We start from the raw sequence: 17,335 nt of genomic DNA, 5'->3' as shown, positions 1-17,335 counted from the left end.
GGGACTTCAGTTTCACATGTCCAGTTGAGGCGCGTCTCCCCCCACAGGGACGGGATCACCGGCGCCGGATGTGTCAGCTTTTTCTTCCTTGATCAAAACAAAGCCGACCACCGTCCTGCGGTCGTCGCCACCAGCCGCCGCAAAGGCGGGTTTGTGTGCCTTCCGAAACAGAAACTGCCCCCGGTATGCGATCAGCGCGTCCGGGCGGCTTTGCTACACCCGCAGCGCCCGGCGCGCGGAGGAGACCCTGATGAGTGGACATAAATTTGCAATCGGCGACATGATCTTCCTGAAGGATGGCCCTGTGCGCGTGGCGCGCATGCCGGGTGTCTGCAGGATCACCGCGACGCTGCCCGAGACCGGCGGCAAACGGCAGTATCGCGTGCGTTTCGAAGCCGAGAACTTTGATCGTTGCGTCGCCGAAGACGATATCGACCCAACCCGCAGCCAGACGCCGAAACAGGCGCCGGCCAACGTACAGAAGGAGCAAGGTCCATGGCTAAAGGTCAACAGCGTTCGAACCGCGAAGTGAGGAAGCCGAAGAAGGACAAGGACAAGCCCGCCTCCTCGGCTCCGGTATCGAGCTTCACCAACCAGATGAAGACGGCGGAAACCACCGGCACCAAGAAGCGCTGAACGGTTTCGGCCTTCGGGCCTCGCCAGGCAAACCGCGGCAATGGCCTGCCTTGCCGCGCTTTCATCCGTGATCGGGCTTTTGCTTTTGGCCCAAGATGCGTTATGGGCAGAGCCATGACGCAGCGCATCTTCTCCATCCTTCTCGGCGGGCTTGTCGAACCGACCGACCGGCTGAAGGCCGCGGTCGCCGAAAGCCGCGTGATCGCGGCCGATGGCGGCATGCGCCATGCGGCCGTGCTCGGCGTCAAGCCCGAGCTCTGGGTCGGGGATTTCGACAGCTCCGACGATCTGCCGGTGGAGGATTTCCCCGACGTGCCGCGCATGCCCTATCCGGTGCGGAAGGCCTCGACCGATGGCGAAATCGCCGTCGACGAGGCTTTGTCGCGCGGGGCCACACGGCTGGTTCTCGCCGGTGCGCTCGGCGGCGAACGCTCCGATCATGCGCTGATGCATCTTCTGTCGGCGGTGGCGCTGGCCAAGCGCGGGATCGACGTGGTGATGAGCTCGGGTCTCGAAGAGGCCTATCCGCTTTTGCGTGCGCCGCTGGTGATCGACCTGCCCAGGGGCTCGCTGTTTTCCGTTCTCGGTCTCACCGATCTTGCCGGCCTGACGATCGAGAATGCCCGTTATCCGCTTGCCGATTTCGATCTTGCCTTCGGATCGTCGCGCACCATTTCCAACGTCGCGGAAGGGCCCGTGCGCTTCTCGCTGACACGCGGTGACGCGGTGATCCTTGCCCGCCCTCATGACATGACCGGAGCCTGAAGCCTTGGCGCCTCCCATCCTGAAACTCGACGACATTTTCCTTTCCTTCGGCGGAGCCCCTTTGCTCAACGGCGCCAATCTGCAGATTGAACCGGGCGACCGGATCTGCCTGGTCGGCCGCAACGGCTCGGGCAAGTCGACGCTGATGAAGATCGCCGCCGGCATGGTCGAGGCACAGTCGGGCGAGGTTTTCCGTCATCCGTCCTCGACGGTCCGCTACCTGGAACAGGCGCCGGATTTCGGCGCCTACACCACGGTCCAGGCCTATGCCGAAGCCGGTCTCGGGCCGGGCGACGATCCGTATCGTGTGACCTATCTGCTGGAGCATCTGGGCCTCACCGGCCAGGAAGAACCATCCAGCCTGTCGGGCGGCGAGGCGCGGCGTGCAGCGCTTGCCCGCGTCATGGCGCCGGAGCCCGACATCCTGATGCTCGACGAGCCGACCAACCACCTGGATCTGCCGACCATCGAATGGCTGGAAGGCGAACTTGCCAAGAGCCGCAGCGCGCTGGTGGTGATCAGCCATGACCGGCGGTTCCTGGAAAAGATCTCGACCGCCACCGTCTGGCTCGATCGCGGCCTGTCGCGCCGCCTCAACCGCGGCTTCGGTCATTTCGAGGAATGGCGCGACAGGGTGCTGGAAGAGGAAGAGATCGAGCAACACAAGCTCGGCAAGCAGATCGAGCGCGAGGAGCACTGGCTGCGCTACGGCGTGACCGCGCGGCGCAAGCGCAACATGCGCCGCCTCGGCAATCTGCAGAGCCTGCGTGCCGACTATCGCGGCCACAAGGGTCCGCAGGGCACGATCCAGGCCGGCGCCACCGAGGGTCGCGAAAGCGGCAAGTTGGTGGTCGAGGCCGACAAGATCACCAAGGCTTACGGCGAGCGCACCATCGTCGCACCGTTTTCGATCCGGGTGCATCGCGGCGACTGCATCGGCCTGATCGGCCCGAACGGCGCCGGCAAGACGACGCTTTTGAAGATGCTGACCGGGCAGATGACACCGGATTCCGGCACGATCAAGCTCGGCACCAATCTCGAGATCGCCGTGCTCGACCAGAAGCGCGAGGATCTCAATCCGGACGATACGCTGGCGAACTACCTGACTGACGGGCGCGGCGAGAATCTTCTGGTCAATGGCGAGCAGAAGCATGTCACCGGCTACATGAAGGACTTCCTGTTCCAGCCGGAACAGGCGCGCACGCCGATCCGCAACCTGTCGGGCGGCGAACGCGCGCGGCTGATGCTGGCGCGGATCATGGCCAAGCCGTCTAACCTCCTGATCCTCGACGAGCCGACCAACGACCTCGACATCGAGACGCTCGATCTGTTGCAGGAAATCGTCGCCGGCTATTCGGGCACGGTCATCCTGGTCAGCCATGACCGCGACTTCCTCGACCGCACCGTGACCTCGACCATCGCCCCGGCCGATCCGGAAAATCCGGATGGCCGCTGGATCGAATATGCTGGTGGCTATTCGGACATGCTGGCGCAACGCAAGGGCGTCGAGGACGAGCGCAAGAAGGCGGAGAAAGCCGAGAAGGCGAAAGCCCAGGAGGCCTCGGGCAAGCCGACCGAGACCGGCGGCACGAAGAGCCGGGGCAAACTGTCCTTCAAGCAGAAGTTCGCGCTGGAAAACCTGCCCAAGGAGATGGAAAAGGCGCAGAAGGAGATCGCCGCCCACGAGGCGAAGATGGCCGATCCCAAGCTGTTCACCAAGGATCCGGCGACCTTCAACAAGCTCGCCGCCGAGACCGAAAAGCTGCGTGCCAGCGTGACGCGCATGGAAGAGGAATGGCTCGAGCTGGAAATGCTGCGCGAGGAGCTGGAAGGGTAAGCGGCGGTGCTTGCCTGCCGGGCCTGTAGCGCGGATGTGTGCGAGGTTTGTCCGCCTGACGATAGCGTCTGCCTCTGGATACCCCCCTCTGCCCTGCCGGGCATCTCCCCCACAAGGAGGGAGATTGGCTGGTGGCTGGCCGCTCGTCCCAACTGATACCTTGTGCAATTGAGGCCGGTGCAACGAGGAATTTCTGACTGCCCGTTTTGTTCGCCTTGGCACCAAAGTCATCATCCTCTGCCTCTGCCTCTGCCTCTGCCTTGCACTGCGGTCTCGGTGATCTCCCCCCGTGAGGGGGAGATGTCGGCGGAGCCGACAGAGGGGGGCGAACTGGCACTGACGGCTGAGCCGGACCTGTCCTCCTCATCATCAACGTCCTCTTCATCAATCAGAACCTTCAAAAATCCCACGCCAAACCACCGGTCGGATTTCCTCCTCCGGGGATGGTCATGCCTGTACTCCATTCCAAGTCTCGGACAGGGCGCCAGAAGCAACCTGTTGAATAATTTATATGGCTCCCTCCGGCGCCCCGTTCGGCGATTTTTGCCGGTTGCATGCGTCTCTCTGGCAAGGCGGCTCTGGCTTTGAGACCGAAGTCTCGTCGTCAACCGGGCTTGGGTCCGAAACGTCTCATCGAGACGTCCTGGCCGGGTGCCCGGGAGGTTTCAGGTTCCCGGCGGATGTGCGCACATCCCGACCTGACCCTCGCCCGGGGAGCGGGTCATTTACGATCCCAGCTCCCGCCGTCTTTGTCACCAGACCCGTTTCAGCGGATCCGGCGCCTTGTTTGTGTGCCCCTGAGGCACGCCCGATGGTCGTTGGGATCGAGGCTGGCTCAAACCATCCGAGGTCTTAACCATCACCGTCCCGCCACCGGAGGGAGACCGTTGCATCCGGCCCGGAGGATCTGGCCAGCGACAGCCGCGCCCCCCGGCGCCGGTTCCGCCTCGCCGGGCTCGCAACACCCGGTGTATCCGAAAGCGGAACGGGAGGAGTATGGCATGGGTGGAAACAAGGGGGATGAAATGGGGTGCGTTTTATTGAAAAGGTTGGAGGATTTGGAAAAGTCATCCCCGCAGGAGATCGGTTTGTGCGGGTGAGCCCCCTCATCCGCCCTTCGGGCACCTTCTCCCTCGGGGGGAGAAGGAAGTCACTGCACACCTTGCCCTCCGCTTTGCGGCGACGTCTTCCGCTCAGGCGGCGCGGGGCCGCGCGCCGGCCTTGTAAAATCGATTTACGGGACGGCGGACAGGCGCCGATCAATCGACCAGGGCATCGGCAGCATGGCCTGTGCGTTCCAGATGCAGCAGCCGCGGGTTGGTGGCCTTGAGATAGGCGGCGGAGCGGCCGATATAGATCAGGGTGGCATCGCCGAGTTCGTGCAGAATGCCGCAGAGCCGTTCCTCGGTCGCGGGTTCCAGGCCTTCCAGCACGTCGTAGAAGACCACCCAGCGTGGCTTGCGCAGGAGGATGTTGGCAAAGGCCAGCGCCATCTGTTCATCCTTGTCAAGCGCGCGATCCCAGCGGGCGCGGTCGTCGAGGCGGCGGATCAGTTCGTCCAGGCCGACGCGGGTGAGTGCGGCGGCCAGTTCGGCATCGGTAAAGCTGGCGGAAGGCGCGGGATAGGCGAGCAGGCTGCGCAATCGCCCTTCCGGCAGATAGCCGACCTGCGGCACGAAGAGGATTTCCTCATTGGCGGGCAAGGTCACACTGCCTTCGCCAAACGGCCAGAGACCGGCGAGCGCATTGAACAAAAGCTTGCGGTTCACGCCCTGGTCGCCATTGACCATGACCTTTTCGCCGGCCCGGATGGTGATATTGCGTTCCTTGAGGCGGAAGGCGCTTTCGCAGGCATCGCCGTTGACGCGCACGCAGATCTCGAGTGCCTCGAGATCGACCTGACCAGGCCTGCCGCTTGCCATGGCGATGCGGCCGGCAGTCGGCACCTGCCGGTCGAGGTCCATCAGGGCGGCGCGAAAGACGGTGACGCGCATCAGGGCGGCGCGCCAATCGGCGATGGCGCCGAAATTGTCGACATACCAGCGCAGCGCCGAATAGACCTGGGTGAAGGCCGCGGCCGCCATCATCAGGCCGCCGAAGCTCATCGGGCCGGCGAAATAGGCGGGCGATGCGATCAGGATCGGCACGATGATCGCCAGCCAGCCGAAGCCGGCGGTGACCCAGGTGAGATTGGTGAGCGCCATGGCCAGATGGCGGATCGAGCCGATGACCGTGTCGAGCGTCTGGTGGATATGACGGCGTTCGGTTTCCTCGCCGCGGGCCAGCGCGATCGCTTCGAGATTTTCATTCGCCCGCATCAGGGAGAAGCGCAGATCGGCTTCGCGGGCATAACGATCGGCGTTCAGCCGCGAGAGGCGGCGCCCGACCAGCTGGCTGAGCAGCGAGGCTGCGAGCGCATAGAGGATGGCGCCCCAGACCATGTAGCCGGGGATGGCGAAGCTGTATGTGCCGACATGGAAGGTGAAATTGCTCGACAGGTTCCACAGCACGCCGATGAAGCTGACGAGAAGGATGGTCGACTGGACAAGGCCGATGGTCAGCGAGGTGGTCATCTCGGCAAGCTTGCGGGCGTCTTCATGCAGGCGCTGGTCGGGATTGACGCCGAGCGGGCTCGACATCGACAGGCGAAAGGCGCGCCTGTCCGTCAGCCACTGATCGACGACATCGCGCGACAGGCCTTCACGCATGTAGAGCGCCGTCATCTGGTTGAGCCAGGTCTGGATGACATTGAGCAGCAGCAGGAAGCCGGCAATGATGGCGAAGTTGCGCAATTCGTTGAGGAAGGCGGTGAGATCGCGACGTTCCAGCGCATTGTAGAAAGGCGCGTTCCACTGATTGAGCAACACGGTGCCATAGGCGGTCAGCAGGATGATGCCGAGCAGGGCGGAAGCGACGCCGAGAATGCGGTTGCGAACCGCCGAACGCCAGAAACTGTCGGCGGCAATCGAAATCTGGCGGCTGAAACTCAGTTCGGCGGCTGCAATGGCGTTTTCCGCTGCGGCCTGCTGCTCGGTATGAAACGTAACCATGCACACTCATCCCATCAATCGAAGACAAGGTCTAGCATGCGGGGCTTGCGTTTCCCTTACCCTTCGATGCATGGCGGCCTTGCGTGACGTGGATGGCGCATCTTGCGCTGATCCGCGCGCCGCGCTATCTCAACAGTGCTCTAACGGGGTGCCTTTCGTTCCATCGGGACGAAATGCTGAGAGGCGACAGCCAACCCGCGGAACCTGATCCGGTTAACACCGGCGGAGGGATTAGACGCGTCGATCGCAAAGCGCCCTATCCCGAGATCAATTGTTTTTTAGGAGGAGGGCGTCATGCCATCATATCTCGTCGACACCTTGCGTTCCGGCCTGGCCGCAGCGCTTCTCGCAACAGGCCTTCTCGGGTCAGATCTGGTGCTGCCGGCGCATGCCGCCGACAAGGTGCTGACCGTCTATACCTATGAGAGTTTCATTTCCGAATGGGGTCCGGGGCCGAAGGTGAAGGAAGCCTTCGAGAAGACCTGCGACTGCACGGTCAATTTCGTCGGCGTGGCCGATGGCGTGGCGCTGCTGACACGGCTTAAGCTGGAAGGCGAAGGCTCCAAGGCCGATGTGGTTCTCGGCCTCGACACCAGCCTGACCGAAGAGGCCAAGCAGACCGGCCTGTTCGAGGCCTCTGGCGTTGACCTTTCCAAGGCCAAGGTGCCGGGCGGCTTTTCCGACGAGGTCTTCGTGCCCTATGACTACGGTCATTTCGCCGTGATCTATGACACCGAGACGCTGAAGACCCCGCCGAAGAGCCTGCAGGAACTGGTCGACGGCGATCCGAGCCAGAAGATCGTCATCGAGGATCCGCGTACCTCGACGCCGGGGCTTGGCCTGCTTCTCTGGGTGAAGTCGGTCTATGGCGACAAGGCGCCGGAAGCCTGGGCGAAGCTCAAGGGCCGCGTGCTGACGGTGACGCCAGGCTGGTCGGAGGCATACGGCCTGTTCACCAAGGGCGAGGCGCCGATGGTGCTGTCCTATACAACCTCGCCGGCCTACCACATGGTGGCGGAAGAAACCGACCGCTATCAGGCGGCGGAGTTTTCCGAGGGTCACTACATCCAGATCGAGGTCGCGGGCCTGTTGAAAAACGCGCCGGAAAAGGATCTTGCCCGGCAGTTTCTCGCCTTCATGCTCGAGCCGGGCTTCCAGGACACGATCCCGACCAATAACTGGATGATGCCGGCGGCTGCCACATCAGAGCCGCTGCCGGACGCTTTCGGCAAGCTGGTGCAGCCGAAGACAACGTTCCTGATTAACTCGGCCGAGGTCGCCGCCAACCGCAAGGCCTGGATCGACGAATGGCTGGCGGCGATGACGCTGAACTGAGCATCGCGGCATGGCACGCCCGCGCATCCTGTCAAACGCGGAGGAACTGCCTGCTCTGGCCGGCGGTCTCCTGGTGCTGGCGCTGGTGGCGGGTTTTATCGGCACGGCGCTGGTCGCCCTGCTCAGCGGACGGATGGACGGCGCATTCCTCGGCGTGATCGGCGATCCGGTCGTGCATTCGGTGCTGCGCTTCACGCTGTTTCAGGCCGCGCTTTCGACTGCCCTGTCGATCATGCTTGCCCTTCCGGTCGCCAGCGCGCTGGCCCGGCAGCCGGCGTTTGTCGGCCGTCGCTGGCTGATCCGGCTGATGGCGGTACCGATGGGCCTGCCGGTGCTGATCGGGGCGCTCGGACTGATCGGCATCTTCGGGCGGCAGGGCATCATCAACGATGCCCTTTCCTTTGCCGGCCTTGCTGAGCCGGTCTCGATCTACGGCCTTTCCGGCATCCTGATCGCGCATGTGTTCTTCAACCTGCCACTTGCCGCCCGGCTGATGCTGTCGGCGCTGGAGCGGGTGCCGGCGGAATACTGGCGCTCGGCGGCAAGCCTCGGCCTGTCGCCGCTGTCGATCTTCCGCTTCATCGAATGGCCGGTGCTGGCGCGGGTCATTCCGGGCGCGGCTGGGCTGATCTTCATGCTCTGTGCCACCAGTTTCACCTTGGTGCTGGTGTTTGGCGGCGGGCCGGCGGCAACGACGATCGAGGTGGCGATTTATCAGGCGCTGCGCTTCGATTTCGATCCGGAACGGGCGGTGTCGCTGGCGCTGATGCAGATCGTCGTCACCGGTGCGTCCCTTGGCGCCCTCAGCCTGCTGCCGGCGGCGGTCGATACCGGCCAGACCAGCGGCAGGCGCTATCCGCGATTTGACGGCATGGGGCTGCCGATCCGGCTGCTGGACGCTGCCATTCTGCTGCTGGCGGCGCTGTTTCTCGTGCTGCCGCTGGCGCAGGTGATCGTCTCGGGGGTGAATGCCGATCTGCTCAAGCTGGCGCTGGAGCCGGCATTCCGGCAGGCGGCGGGCACCAGCCTGATGGTCGCCTCGTCGGCCGGCCTGCTGTCGCTCGCCTGCGCTTACGGCGTGGTATCGGCCCGGGCCACGCTTTCGTCGTCGCGTCCTTCCGCCATCGGAGCGCGGCTGTTTTCGGCGGCACTCGGGGCAAGTTCGTCGCTGGTGCTGCTGGTGCCGACCAGCGTGCTGGCGACCGGCTGGTTTCTGGCACTGCGCCAGACAGGCGATATCGCCGGCTTCGCACCGGTCATCGTCATCGGCATCAATGCGCTGATGGCTTTGCCGTTCACCATGCGGGTGCTGGAGCCGGCCTTTGTCGAGCATCGGGCGCGGACCACCCGGCTTTCGATCTCGCTCGGGCTTGGTGGATTTTCCCGGTTCCGGCTGGTCGACTGGCCGGTGCTGAAGCGGCCGCTGGCCATGGCGCTGGCCTTTGCCATGGCGCTGTCGCTGGGCGATCTCGGGGCGGTTGCGCTGTTCGGCTCGGAAAATATCTCGACGCTGCCGTCGCTGATCTATGCGCGCATGGGCAGCTATCGCAGTCATGACGCCGATGGCCTCGCGCTCATCCTGGGGGCCATCTGCCTGGCGCTTGCGCTGGTCGGCGCGCCGCCGGAGGCGGGGCAAGTGCAGGGGCACAAATCAAGATCAGGGGAGACGGGCAGATGACGACGGACAGATCGGCGTCGATCCGCCTCGACAAGGTTCGGCTGACACTCGGAGACGCGGCGTTTTCCTTCGACTGCCGCTTCGCGGCGGGGGCGATCACCGCCATTGTCGGGCCGTCGGGCTCGGGCAAATCGACCTTGCTCAACCTGATCTCCGGCTTCGAGCGGCCGGACAGCGGGCGTGTGCTGATCGGCGATCAGGATGTCACGGGACTTGCCCCGGCCGCGCGGCCGGTGTCGCTGGTCTTCCAGGACAACAACCTGTTTGCCCATCTCGACCTCTACACCAATATCGGGCTCGGCATCCATCCGGCGCTGCGGCTTGCGCCGGCGGACCGGCAGGCGGTGTCGCTTGCGCTCGACCGGGTCGGGCTCGGCGGCTTCGAGCGGCGTTTGCCGGGCTCGCTGTCGGGTGGTGAGCGGCAGCGCGCGGCCTTTGCCCGGGCGCTGGTGCGCCGAAAACCGGTGTTGCTGCTCGACGAGCCGTTTGCCGCCCTCGATCCGGGCCTGCGGGCGGTGATGGTCGAGCAGCTCGCCGACCTGCACCACGAGACCGGCGCGACGATCGTGCTCGTCACCCACGATCCGCGCGATGTCGAGCGGCTGGCCAGCGACGTGGTCTTCCTCGAGGCCGGTCGCGTTCTGGTTGCGGCGGCGGCGGCCGAGTTTTTTGCCCGGCAGGATCTCGACGGGGTGCGGCTCTTTGCCGGGCTCGATGCAAGACGGAATGCCGAACCGGATGCCTAACCGGATACTGGCGGGCCGCCTTCGCCTTAATTTCGTCGTTCGCCGGTGTCATGCGCCAAGGGAATGGGTGCTTGGCGTTAACAAGCCTTGGTCATATCGTGTGTCGCCACTATCTTATTCAGCATGCGGTTTTTTCGCATTGTGTGAAATGGCGGCAGATGCTTGATGGGATGGACCGATTCTCGGTTTGGTTGGCAGGCAGATTGCGTGGCCATCGACCGGGATCTCGGGCTCGACAGGCGCTGACGAAGGTTTAGGCAAAGGGGCAGGATGCAGTTTTTGACCGGGAACAGCGCGTTGGCCGCCGAGACTGTTCGGTGGCGCGGGTCCGCGAGGTTTGTCTCGTCGATAGCTGGCATCGTCAGCCTTGGCCTCCTGCTGTCGTCCTGCCAGTCCCTGTTCGAACAGGCCTATGTGCCGAGCGTTGCGCCGTCGACCAATCCGCAGATCGTCGACGAGGTGCAGAAGGACGATCCGCGGGCGCAGATGGGCGCACGCGAACATCCGCGCATCGTGGCGTCCTATGGCGGCGAATATTCCGATGCCAAGACCGAACGGCTTGTCGCCCGCATTGCCGGGGCGCTGACGGCGGTATCGGAAAATCCGAACCAGTCCTACCGCATCACCATCCTCAATTCGCCGGCGATCAACGCGTTCGCGCTGCCGGGCGGTTATCTCTATGTGACGCGCGGGCTGCTGGCGCTGGCCAATGACGCGTCGGAAGTCGCAGCTGTGCTCAGCCACGAGATGGCGCATGTGACCGCCAATCACGGCATCGAGCGGCAGCGCCGCGAAGAGGCGGAAGTGATCGCCAGCCGGGTGGTGGCGGAAGTCCTGTCGAGCGACCTGGCCGGCAAGCAGGCGCTTGCCCGGGGCAAGTTGCGGCTTGCCGCGTTTTCGCGTCAGCAGGAGTTGCAGGCCGACGTGATCGGCGTTCGCACGCTGGGCGAGGCCGGATACGACCCCTATGCGGCGGCGCGTTTCCTCGATTCGATGGCGCGCTACAGCCAGTTCACTTCGGTCGATCCCGATGCCGACCAGAGTCTCGACTTCTTGTCGAGCCATCCGAACGCGCCGCAGCGCGTCGATCTCGCCAAGCGCCATGCAAGGGCCTTCGGGCCGGAAGGCACGCATGGCGAGACCGGGCGCGATTATTATCTGAACGGCATCAACGGCCTGCTCTATGGCGACAGCCCGCAGGAAGGCTATGTGCGCGGCCAGACCTTCCTGCATGGCACGCTCGGCATCCGCTTCGACGTGCCGGCGGGCTTCCAGATCGACAACAAGGTCGAGGCCGTGCTGGCTACCGGGCCGGGCGATGTGGCGATCCGCTTCGACGGCGTCGCCGACAGCCAGAAGATGACACTGTCGAATTATATTTCCAGCGGCTGGGTAACCGGCCTTTTGCCGGAAACCATCCAGATGACCACGATCAACGGGCTGGAGGCGGCAACGGCCCGGGCCTCGGCTGATCGCTGGGACTTCGACATTACCGTGATCCGCATCGGCACGCAGATCTTCCGCTTCCTCACCGCCGTGCCGAAGGGCAGCGCGGCGCTGGAGCCGACGGCGCAGCAGCTGCGCACGAGCTTCCGGCGGATCTCGCCGGAGGAAGCCGCGACATTGAAGCCGCTCAGGGTTCGTGTCGTCACCGTCGGGGCAAAGGACGATATCGGCACGCTGTCGGCCCGGATGATGGGCACCGATCGCAAGCTCGAACTGTTCCGGCTGATCAACGCGCTGGGACCGACATCGACGGTGGCACCGGGCATGCGGGTTAAGATCATCTCCGAGTGAGGTTTTCCTCACTGAGAGCCCGGTCGTGCGCTGGGTGGGGCCGGTGGCTACGTCCCGAACCCGGAGGCGATCTGCTCGAGGTGGCTACCGAAACAGCCGGGATATCCTCGCATGCCGGCACCCCATAGGGATGATCCAAGCAGATCGGGGAACGAACGGCATCCCGGCCTATCGATTTTCTTTAGGACACTTGCAATCCCATGGTATGATTGCGGTCCTGGCGTCGTCCGCCGTGGGTTCCGCACGGAGACTTGTCTCATGAGTGAAATGGACGTGCTTTTTTCCACCCTGCGACAGGCGGCTGACCCGCAGACTGTGGCGTGTATCGAAAACGTTGTCCGGCATGGCTCGGACCGCGACCTCAATCGTATCAATGCGCTTGCCTTTGCCGACAAACATCATCTCGATGCGGAGAAGACGATCGCGGCGCTTCTCCATGCCGCCCGTATCGGCGCATTCGAGATGACCTGGAATGTCCTTTGCCCTGGATGCGGCGGCGTCCTCGACAGCGGTGCCACCCTCAAGGGAGTGGTCCAGGACACCTACCACTGTGCGCTCTGCGCGGCCGGATACGAACCGACCCTCGACGAGATGGTCGAGGTCACCTTTACCGTCAGTCCGAGAGTGCGCAAAATTGCGGCCCACGACCCTGATCGGCTGTCTCCGCTTGAATATTACCGGCAGATCTTTTTCAGCTCCGGCGTGGACCTGCCGGATGATCTGGAGACGCGGTTCGAACGCATCCTTCTGGAGATGATCGAGCTTGCGCCGGGCGAGAAGGCTTTCGTTTCGCTGCAGCTGCCGGCGCAGTTCGTCATCATCTTCGATGCGGTGACGCATTCGGCGCAATTCATCGACGTGCAGGGCGAGCCAACCGAAGAGCGCCAGAACCTCTCGATGGTCATGAGCCGGGCGCACACGCCGAATGAAACGCTGATCCTGCGTCCCGGCCAGCTGCGGCTGACCCTCGAAAACCACACCGATCGCAGGGTGGTGCCGAATGTCTGCATCGCTGGAGACGATCTGCACGAGCTTCTGGGCCGCAGGCGCGCCTTTCTGACGGCCAAGCGGCTGCTGACGAACCAGAGTTTTCGGGACATCTATCGGACCGATACGCTCGACGTCGACCAGCGCCTCAAGATCACCAGCCTGACATTCCTGTTCACCGACCTCAGAGGCTCGACTGCGCTCTATGAGCGTGTCGGCGATCTTGCCGCTTTCGATCTGGTGCGGGCGCATTTCCGGGTTCTTCACGAGATCGTCGCCACCGAGGCGGGAGCCGTGGTCAAGACCATAGGCGATGCCGTGATGGCGACCTTTCCGAGCCCGGACCGGGCGGTTTCGGCTGCGCTCAGGATGCGCGAGGCGATGCTGCGGCTGAATACCGAACACGGCAGCGACGACCTTCTCCTGAAGATCGGCATCCATGAGGGACCATGCCTTGCCGTCAACCTGAACGACCGTCAGGACTATTTCGGCCAAACCGTCAATATCGCGTCGCGTGTCCAGGGCCTTGCCGATCCGAATGTGATCATGACGACGGAGGCGATCGTCGGGGACGCCCAGGTTTCACAGATCCTGCGCAACGGGGGCATCACATCGGCCTCCCGGATGGAGGAGCTGCACGGTATCGGGCGCGAGGTGAGGATTTTCGCACTGTCGTGAGCCGGTCTGCTCGCCGACGTGAAGGTCAAGTCCAGCCATTTCGCCATGGCTGCTTTCAAAATGGTGCCAAGGTTTCGCTCATGTAACGCAGGGAAAAAAGAAGCCGGCGTTTCCACCGGCTTCTTTTGCTTAATCCCTGACGGCCCTCAATAGGCCATCTCGTAGCGGCTGGCTGCCGGTACGCGGGTGGTGAGCGCGGATTTCAGCTTTTCCAGCGCACGGGTCTCGATCTGGCGGACGCGTTCCTTGGAGATGCCGAGTTCGACGCCGAGCTCTTCGAGCGTGGCGCCGTCTTCGGTCAGGCGGCGGGCCTTGATGATGCGGCTTTCGCGTTCGTTGAGCTGGGTCAGGGCGGTTTTCAGCCAGCCGGTCCAGCGTTCGCCGTCGATGATGCTGGTTACCTGCTCGTCCGGCAGGGTTTCGTTGCTTTCCAGCATGTCGAGCTGCTCTGTGCCTTCGCCATGGCGACCGGCGACGGGGGTCTGCAACGAGGCGTCATTGCCGGTCAGGCGGGCGTCCATCGACTGCACGTCGGCGAGGCTGACGCCGAGCGCGGAGGCGATTTCCTGGTGGATGGCCTGATCGCTCAACCGGTTGTCGCCCTGGGCGAGCTTGGCGCGCAGGCGGCGCAGGTTGAAGAACAGCGCCTTTTGCGACGAACTGGTGCCGCCGCGCACGATCGACCAGTTGCGCAGGATATAATCCTGCATCGAGGCGCGGATCCACCAGCCGGCATAGGTCGAGAAGCGCACCTCGCGACCGGGGTCGAAGCGGGCGGCGGCTTCGAGAAGGCCGATATAGCCTTCCTGGATCATGTCGTTGAGCGGCAGGCCGAAGCCCCGGAATTTCGAGGCCATGGCGATGACGAGGCGCATATGCGCCTGGGCGATGCGGTTGCGCGCATCCTGGTCGTTGTTGTCCTTCCAGCGGATCGCCAGATCCAGCTCTTCCTGCCGTTCGAGGTAGGGCTGCGACATCGCATATTTGATGATGTGTCTGTCAGCGGACATGGCTTTCATCGAAATCTCTCCATGGTCGGTGCGGACCGTTTGCTGGCAAGAGCCTCATTTGCGCATTTCAGCATCAACGGACAAAGGGCGCGGATGTTCCATGGCTTGTTGAGGCGGCTTGTTGAGGCGGTTTGTCATGGCGTCTGGTCGAAGTTTGGCTAGTTCAGGCCGGCTTAGTTCAGGCCGGATTTTGGGCGATCTGTCGCGACGGCCGCGGCGGACCTCAGGCTTTGTCTGTCCTGATTACGCTCGAGAGATGTGTCCGGATTGCTGCTGCTCAGGGAGGCGGCGGGATTCTCACGCAGTTGTGAGCATTGCCTGGCAGTCCATCGCGACGAAAGGCGGGACGACAAAGCGATGTGGCCAAAGGGAGCGCCGGATGGGACAACGCAAAACGGCGCGGATTGCTCCGCGCCGTTGACTGTTTTCGCCTAGGCGAAAGGGATCGATCAGGCCGACAGGGCCTTGAATTCGGCGAGGATCGCATCGCCCATTTCGACGGTGCCGACCTCTGTTGCGCCTTCGGCCATGATGTCGCCGGTGCGGATGCCCTTGTCGAGCACGTTGGCGATCGCCTTTTCCAGCCGGTCGGCTTCCTCGACCATGTTGAACGAGTAGCGCAGGCACATGGCGAACGAGGCGATCATGGCGATCGGATTGGCAATGCCGCGGCCGGCGATGTCGGGGGCCGAGCCATGTACCGGCTCGTAGAGCGCCTTGCGCTTGCCGGTCTTGGCATCGGGCGCGCCGAGCGAGGCCGACGGCAGCATGCCGAGCGAGCCGGTCAGCATGGCGGCGACGTCTGACAGCATGTCGCCGAACAGGTTGTCGGTGACGATGACGTCGAACTGTTTTGGCGCACGAACGAGCTGCATGCCGCCGGCGTCTGCCAGCATGTGCTCGAGCTTGACGTCGGAATACTTTTCCTTGTGCGTTGCGGTGACGACCTGGTTCCACAGGACGCCGGACTTCATCACATTGCGCTTTTCCATCGAGCAGACGCGGTTGCCGCGGGTGCGGGCCAGTTCGAAGGCGACAGCGGAGATGCGCTCGATCTCGTAGGTGTCGTAGACCTGGGTGTCGATGGCGCGCTTCTGGCCGTTGCCGAGGTCGGTGATGGTCTTCGGCTCGCCGAAATAGACGCCGCCGGTCAGTTCGCGGACGATCAGGATGTCAAGGCCCTCGACCAGCTCGGGCTTCAGCGACGAGGCGTTGGCGAGCGCCGGATAGCAGATCGCCGGGCGCAGGTTGGCGAAAAGCTCGAGATCCTTGCGCAGGCGCAGCAGGCCGGCTTCCGGGCGCACCTCGTAGGGCACGTCATCCCATTTCGGACCGCCGACGGCGCCGAACAGCACGGCATCGGCGGCAAGCGCCTTGGCCATGTCTTCTTCCGAGATCGCTGCGCCATGGGCATCATAGGCGGAGCCGCCGACCAGGCCTTCCTCGATGACGAAGCCGGCAGCCTTCTCGGCATTCATATAGGCGATGATCTTGCGAACCTCGGCCATGGCCTCCGGGCCGATGCCGTCGCCGGGCAGAAGAAGAAGATTGCGCTCAGTCATGATAGCCTCCGCTGAAAAACAAGTTGCGGTTTCTTAGACCCCGACCCCCGGCATTTCAAGCGAGCAAGGGGCGGAAACGGTACGGTTTGCGGGGTGTGCCGTCGCATCCTGATCGGTTGACGGGCGGGCGTTTGGCGGTCACAAGGACACATCCCTATCCAAAACGGGCCTGTAAAAAAGCGGGCCAATCCAATTCCGACCTGTCCAATTTCTGCCTGTCCAAATCCGGTGACCCGATGACACCCATGCCCGCGCCTGCCCTGCATATCGATACGCCGCTGTTTCGCGCGCCCGAAGCCTATAGCGAAAGCGGCCGGCCGCTCTGGCTGAAGCTCGATGCGCTGCAGCCGTCCGGCAGTTTCAAGCTGCGCGGCGTCGGCCGGCTTTGCCAGCACGCGGTGGAAAAAGGCGCGCGGGAGATCTTCTGCGCCTCGGGCGGCAATGCCGGCATTGCGGCAGCCTATGCGGGCCGTGCGCTCGGCGTGCCGGTGACGATCGTGGTGCCGGAAACGACCTCGGTCGAGGTAAGACTGCTGATTGCGGCGACGGGGGCCGCCGTTCTCGTGCATGGCTCGGTGTTCGACGCGGCGAATGCCCATGCGATCGCCCTCGCCGAGACGCGCAAGGCGGCCTATGTGCATCCCTTCGACCATCCGCTGCTGTGGGAAGGTCATGGCACGCTGATCGACGAAGTGGTGGCGAAGGGGGCGGAATTCGACTGCGTCATCGCCAGCGTCGGCGGCGGCGGGCTGATGGCGGGTATCGTCGAGGGGTTGCGGCGCAACGGGCTTTCGCATGTGCCGGTGATCGCCGTCGAAACCGAAGGAGCGGCTTCGCTCAATGCAGCGATTGTTGCCGGCGAGCGGGTAACGCTGCCGGCGATCACCTCGATTGCCAATTCTCTCGGCGCCCGCCAGGTGGCGCAACATGTCTTCGAGCTACCGAACAGCCATCCGATCGAGAGCGTGACGGTCAGCGATGCGCAAGCCGTTGCCGCCTGCCTGAAGTTTGCCGACGCCTATCGCATCCTGGTCGAGCCGGCCTGCGGGGCGGCGCTGGCCGTGGCCGATGTGCATGCCGGGCTCTTGTCGCGGTTCCGGAACCCGCTGATCGAAGTCTGCGGCGGCATCGGCGTGTCGCTCGCCAAGCTGAAGGCGTGGCAGGAGACGCTGGTTTAGGGGCGGTCGTGGGAAAGACGGGCGGGCCGGGTGCGGGGGTGAGTCTTGGAGATGCCATGGCTGGTTTGCGCCAAAA

The 17,335-nt window shown here is 63.8% G+C and carries 13 protein-coding genes and 1 riboswitch; of the genes, 10 read left to right on the top strand and 3 right to left on the bottom strand.

Going from position 1 to position 17,335, the window contains the following annotated elements; translation table 11 throughout:
* The first annotated feature begins 250 nt into the window (after positions 1-250).
* The 4 genes from IM739_RS02345 to IM739_RS02330 all read left to right on the top strand — a co-directional run bounded on the left by IM739_RS02345 (position 251) and on the right by IM739_RS02330 (position 3,238).
* Positions 251-532 carry a cold-shock protein gene (locus tag IM739_RS02345; RefSeq protein WP_237369654.1) on the top strand — a complete coding sequence of 94 codons (282 nt, stop codon included), beginning with the start codon at positions 251-253 and terminating at the stop codon, positions 530-532.
* On the top strand, positions 496-636 hold the full coding sequence (locus IM739_RS02340) for a hypothetical protein (RefSeq protein ID WP_200844314.1): 141 nt from the start codon (positions 496-498) through the stop codon (positions 634-636). The genes IM739_RS02345 and IM739_RS02340 overlap by 37 nt, the downstream gene beginning before the upstream one ends.
* A 114-nt stretch (positions 637-750) precedes the next feature.
* Positions 751-1,401 carry a thiamine diphosphokinase gene (locus tag IM739_RS02335; RefSeq protein WP_237369653.1) on the top strand — a complete coding sequence of 217 codons (651 nt, stop codon included), beginning with the start codon at positions 751-753 and terminating at the stop codon, positions 1,399-1,401.
* A gap of 4 nt (positions 1,402-1,405) precedes the next feature.
* Positions 1,406-3,238, top strand: coding sequence for an ABC-F family ATP-binding cassette domain-containing protein (locus IM739_RS02330; RefSeq protein ID WP_237369652.1), 1,833 nt, complete (start codon positions 1,406-1,408; stop codon positions 3,236-3,238).
* Positions 3,239-4,497: 1,259 nt separating this feature from the next.
* Here IM739_RS02330 and IM739_RS02325 read toward each other — a convergent pair.
* Complete coding sequence (locus tag IM739_RS02325; RefSeq protein ID WP_237369651.1) at positions 4,498-6,288, bottom strand: ABC transporter ATP-binding protein/permease; 1,791 nt, start codon at positions 6,286-6,288, stop codon at positions 4,498-4,500.
* A gap of 134 nt (positions 6,289-6,422) precedes the next feature.
* A riboswitch (TPP riboswitch) is annotated at positions 6,423-6,536 on the top strand.
* 46 nt (positions 6,537-6,582) lie between these two features.
* Here IM739_RS02325 and thiB point away from each other — a divergent pair.
* From thiB to IM739_RS02300, 5 genes are all read left to right on the top strand, one after another.
* Complete coding sequence (gene thiB, locus IM739_RS02320) at positions 6,583-7,623, top strand: thiamine ABC transporter substrate binding subunit (RefSeq protein WP_237369650.1); 1,041 nt, start codon at positions 6,583-6,585, stop codon at positions 7,621-7,623.
* Positions 7,624-7,633: 10 nt separating this feature from the next.
* Positions 7,634-9,301 (top strand): thiamine/thiamine pyrophosphate ABC transporter permease, encoded by a 1,668-nt coding sequence (gene thiP / locus IM739_RS02315; protein ID WP_237369649.1) that lies wholly within the window; start codon positions 7,634-7,636, stop codon positions 9,299-9,301.
* Entirely contained in the window at positions 9,298-10,047 is a 750-nt protein-coding gene (locus tag IM739_RS02310) for a thiamine ABC transporter ATP-binding protein (protein ID WP_237369648.1), read from the top strand. Before thiP ends, IM739_RS02310 begins: the two co-directional genes overlap by 4 nt.
* 270 nt (positions 10,048-10,317) lie before the next feature.
* Complete coding sequence (locus IM739_RS02305) at positions 10,318-11,844, top strand: M48 family metalloprotease (protein WP_237369647.1); 1,527 nt, start codon at positions 10,318-10,320, stop codon at positions 11,842-11,844.
* Between the two features lie 258 nt (positions 11,845-12,102).
* The gene (locus IM739_RS02300; protein ID WP_237369646.1) at positions 12,103-13,509 is read left to right on the top strand and encodes an adenylate/guanylate cyclase domain-containing protein; all 1,407 of its coding nucleotides are present in this window, start codon (positions 12,103-12,105) and stop codon (positions 13,507-13,509) included.
* Positions 13,510-13,655: 146 nt separating this feature from the next.
* Here the strand turns inward: IM739_RS02300 and IM739_RS02295 are convergent, their stop codons facing one another.
* Together IM739_RS02295 and leuB are read right to left on the bottom strand one after the other, a co-directional pair.
* Positions 13,656-14,528: an RNA polymerase factor sigma-32 gene (locus IM739_RS02295; protein WP_237369645.1), complete on the bottom strand. Its 873-nt coding sequence runs from the start codon at positions 14,526-14,528 to the stop codon at positions 13,656-13,658.
* A gap of 440 nt (positions 14,529-14,968) precedes the next feature.
* Positions 14,969-16,081 (bottom strand): 3-isopropylmalate dehydrogenase, encoded by a 1,113-nt coding sequence (gene leuB, locus IM739_RS02290; RefSeq protein ID WP_237369644.1) that lies wholly within the window; start codon positions 16,079-16,081, stop codon positions 14,969-14,971.
* A 245-nt stretch (positions 16,082-16,326) separates the two neighbouring features.
* On the opposite strand from leuB, the gene IM739_RS02285 reads away from it, so the two are divergent.
* The gene (locus IM739_RS02285; RefSeq protein WP_237370946.1) at positions 16,327-17,259 is read left to right on the top strand and encodes a pyridoxal-phosphate dependent enzyme; all 933 of its coding nucleotides are present in this window, start codon (positions 16,327-16,329) and stop codon (positions 17,257-17,259) included.
* The last annotated feature ends 76 nt before the right edge of the window (positions 17,260-17,335 follow it).

This window comes from Rhizobium sp. SL42, from assembly GCF_021729845.1.
Lineage (GTDB): Bacteria > Pseudomonadota > Alphaproteobacteria > Rhizobiales > Rhizobiaceae > Allorhizobium.
Note: the sequence above shows the minus strand (reverse complement) of the source record. Positions and strands in the feature narration are given on the sequence as shown.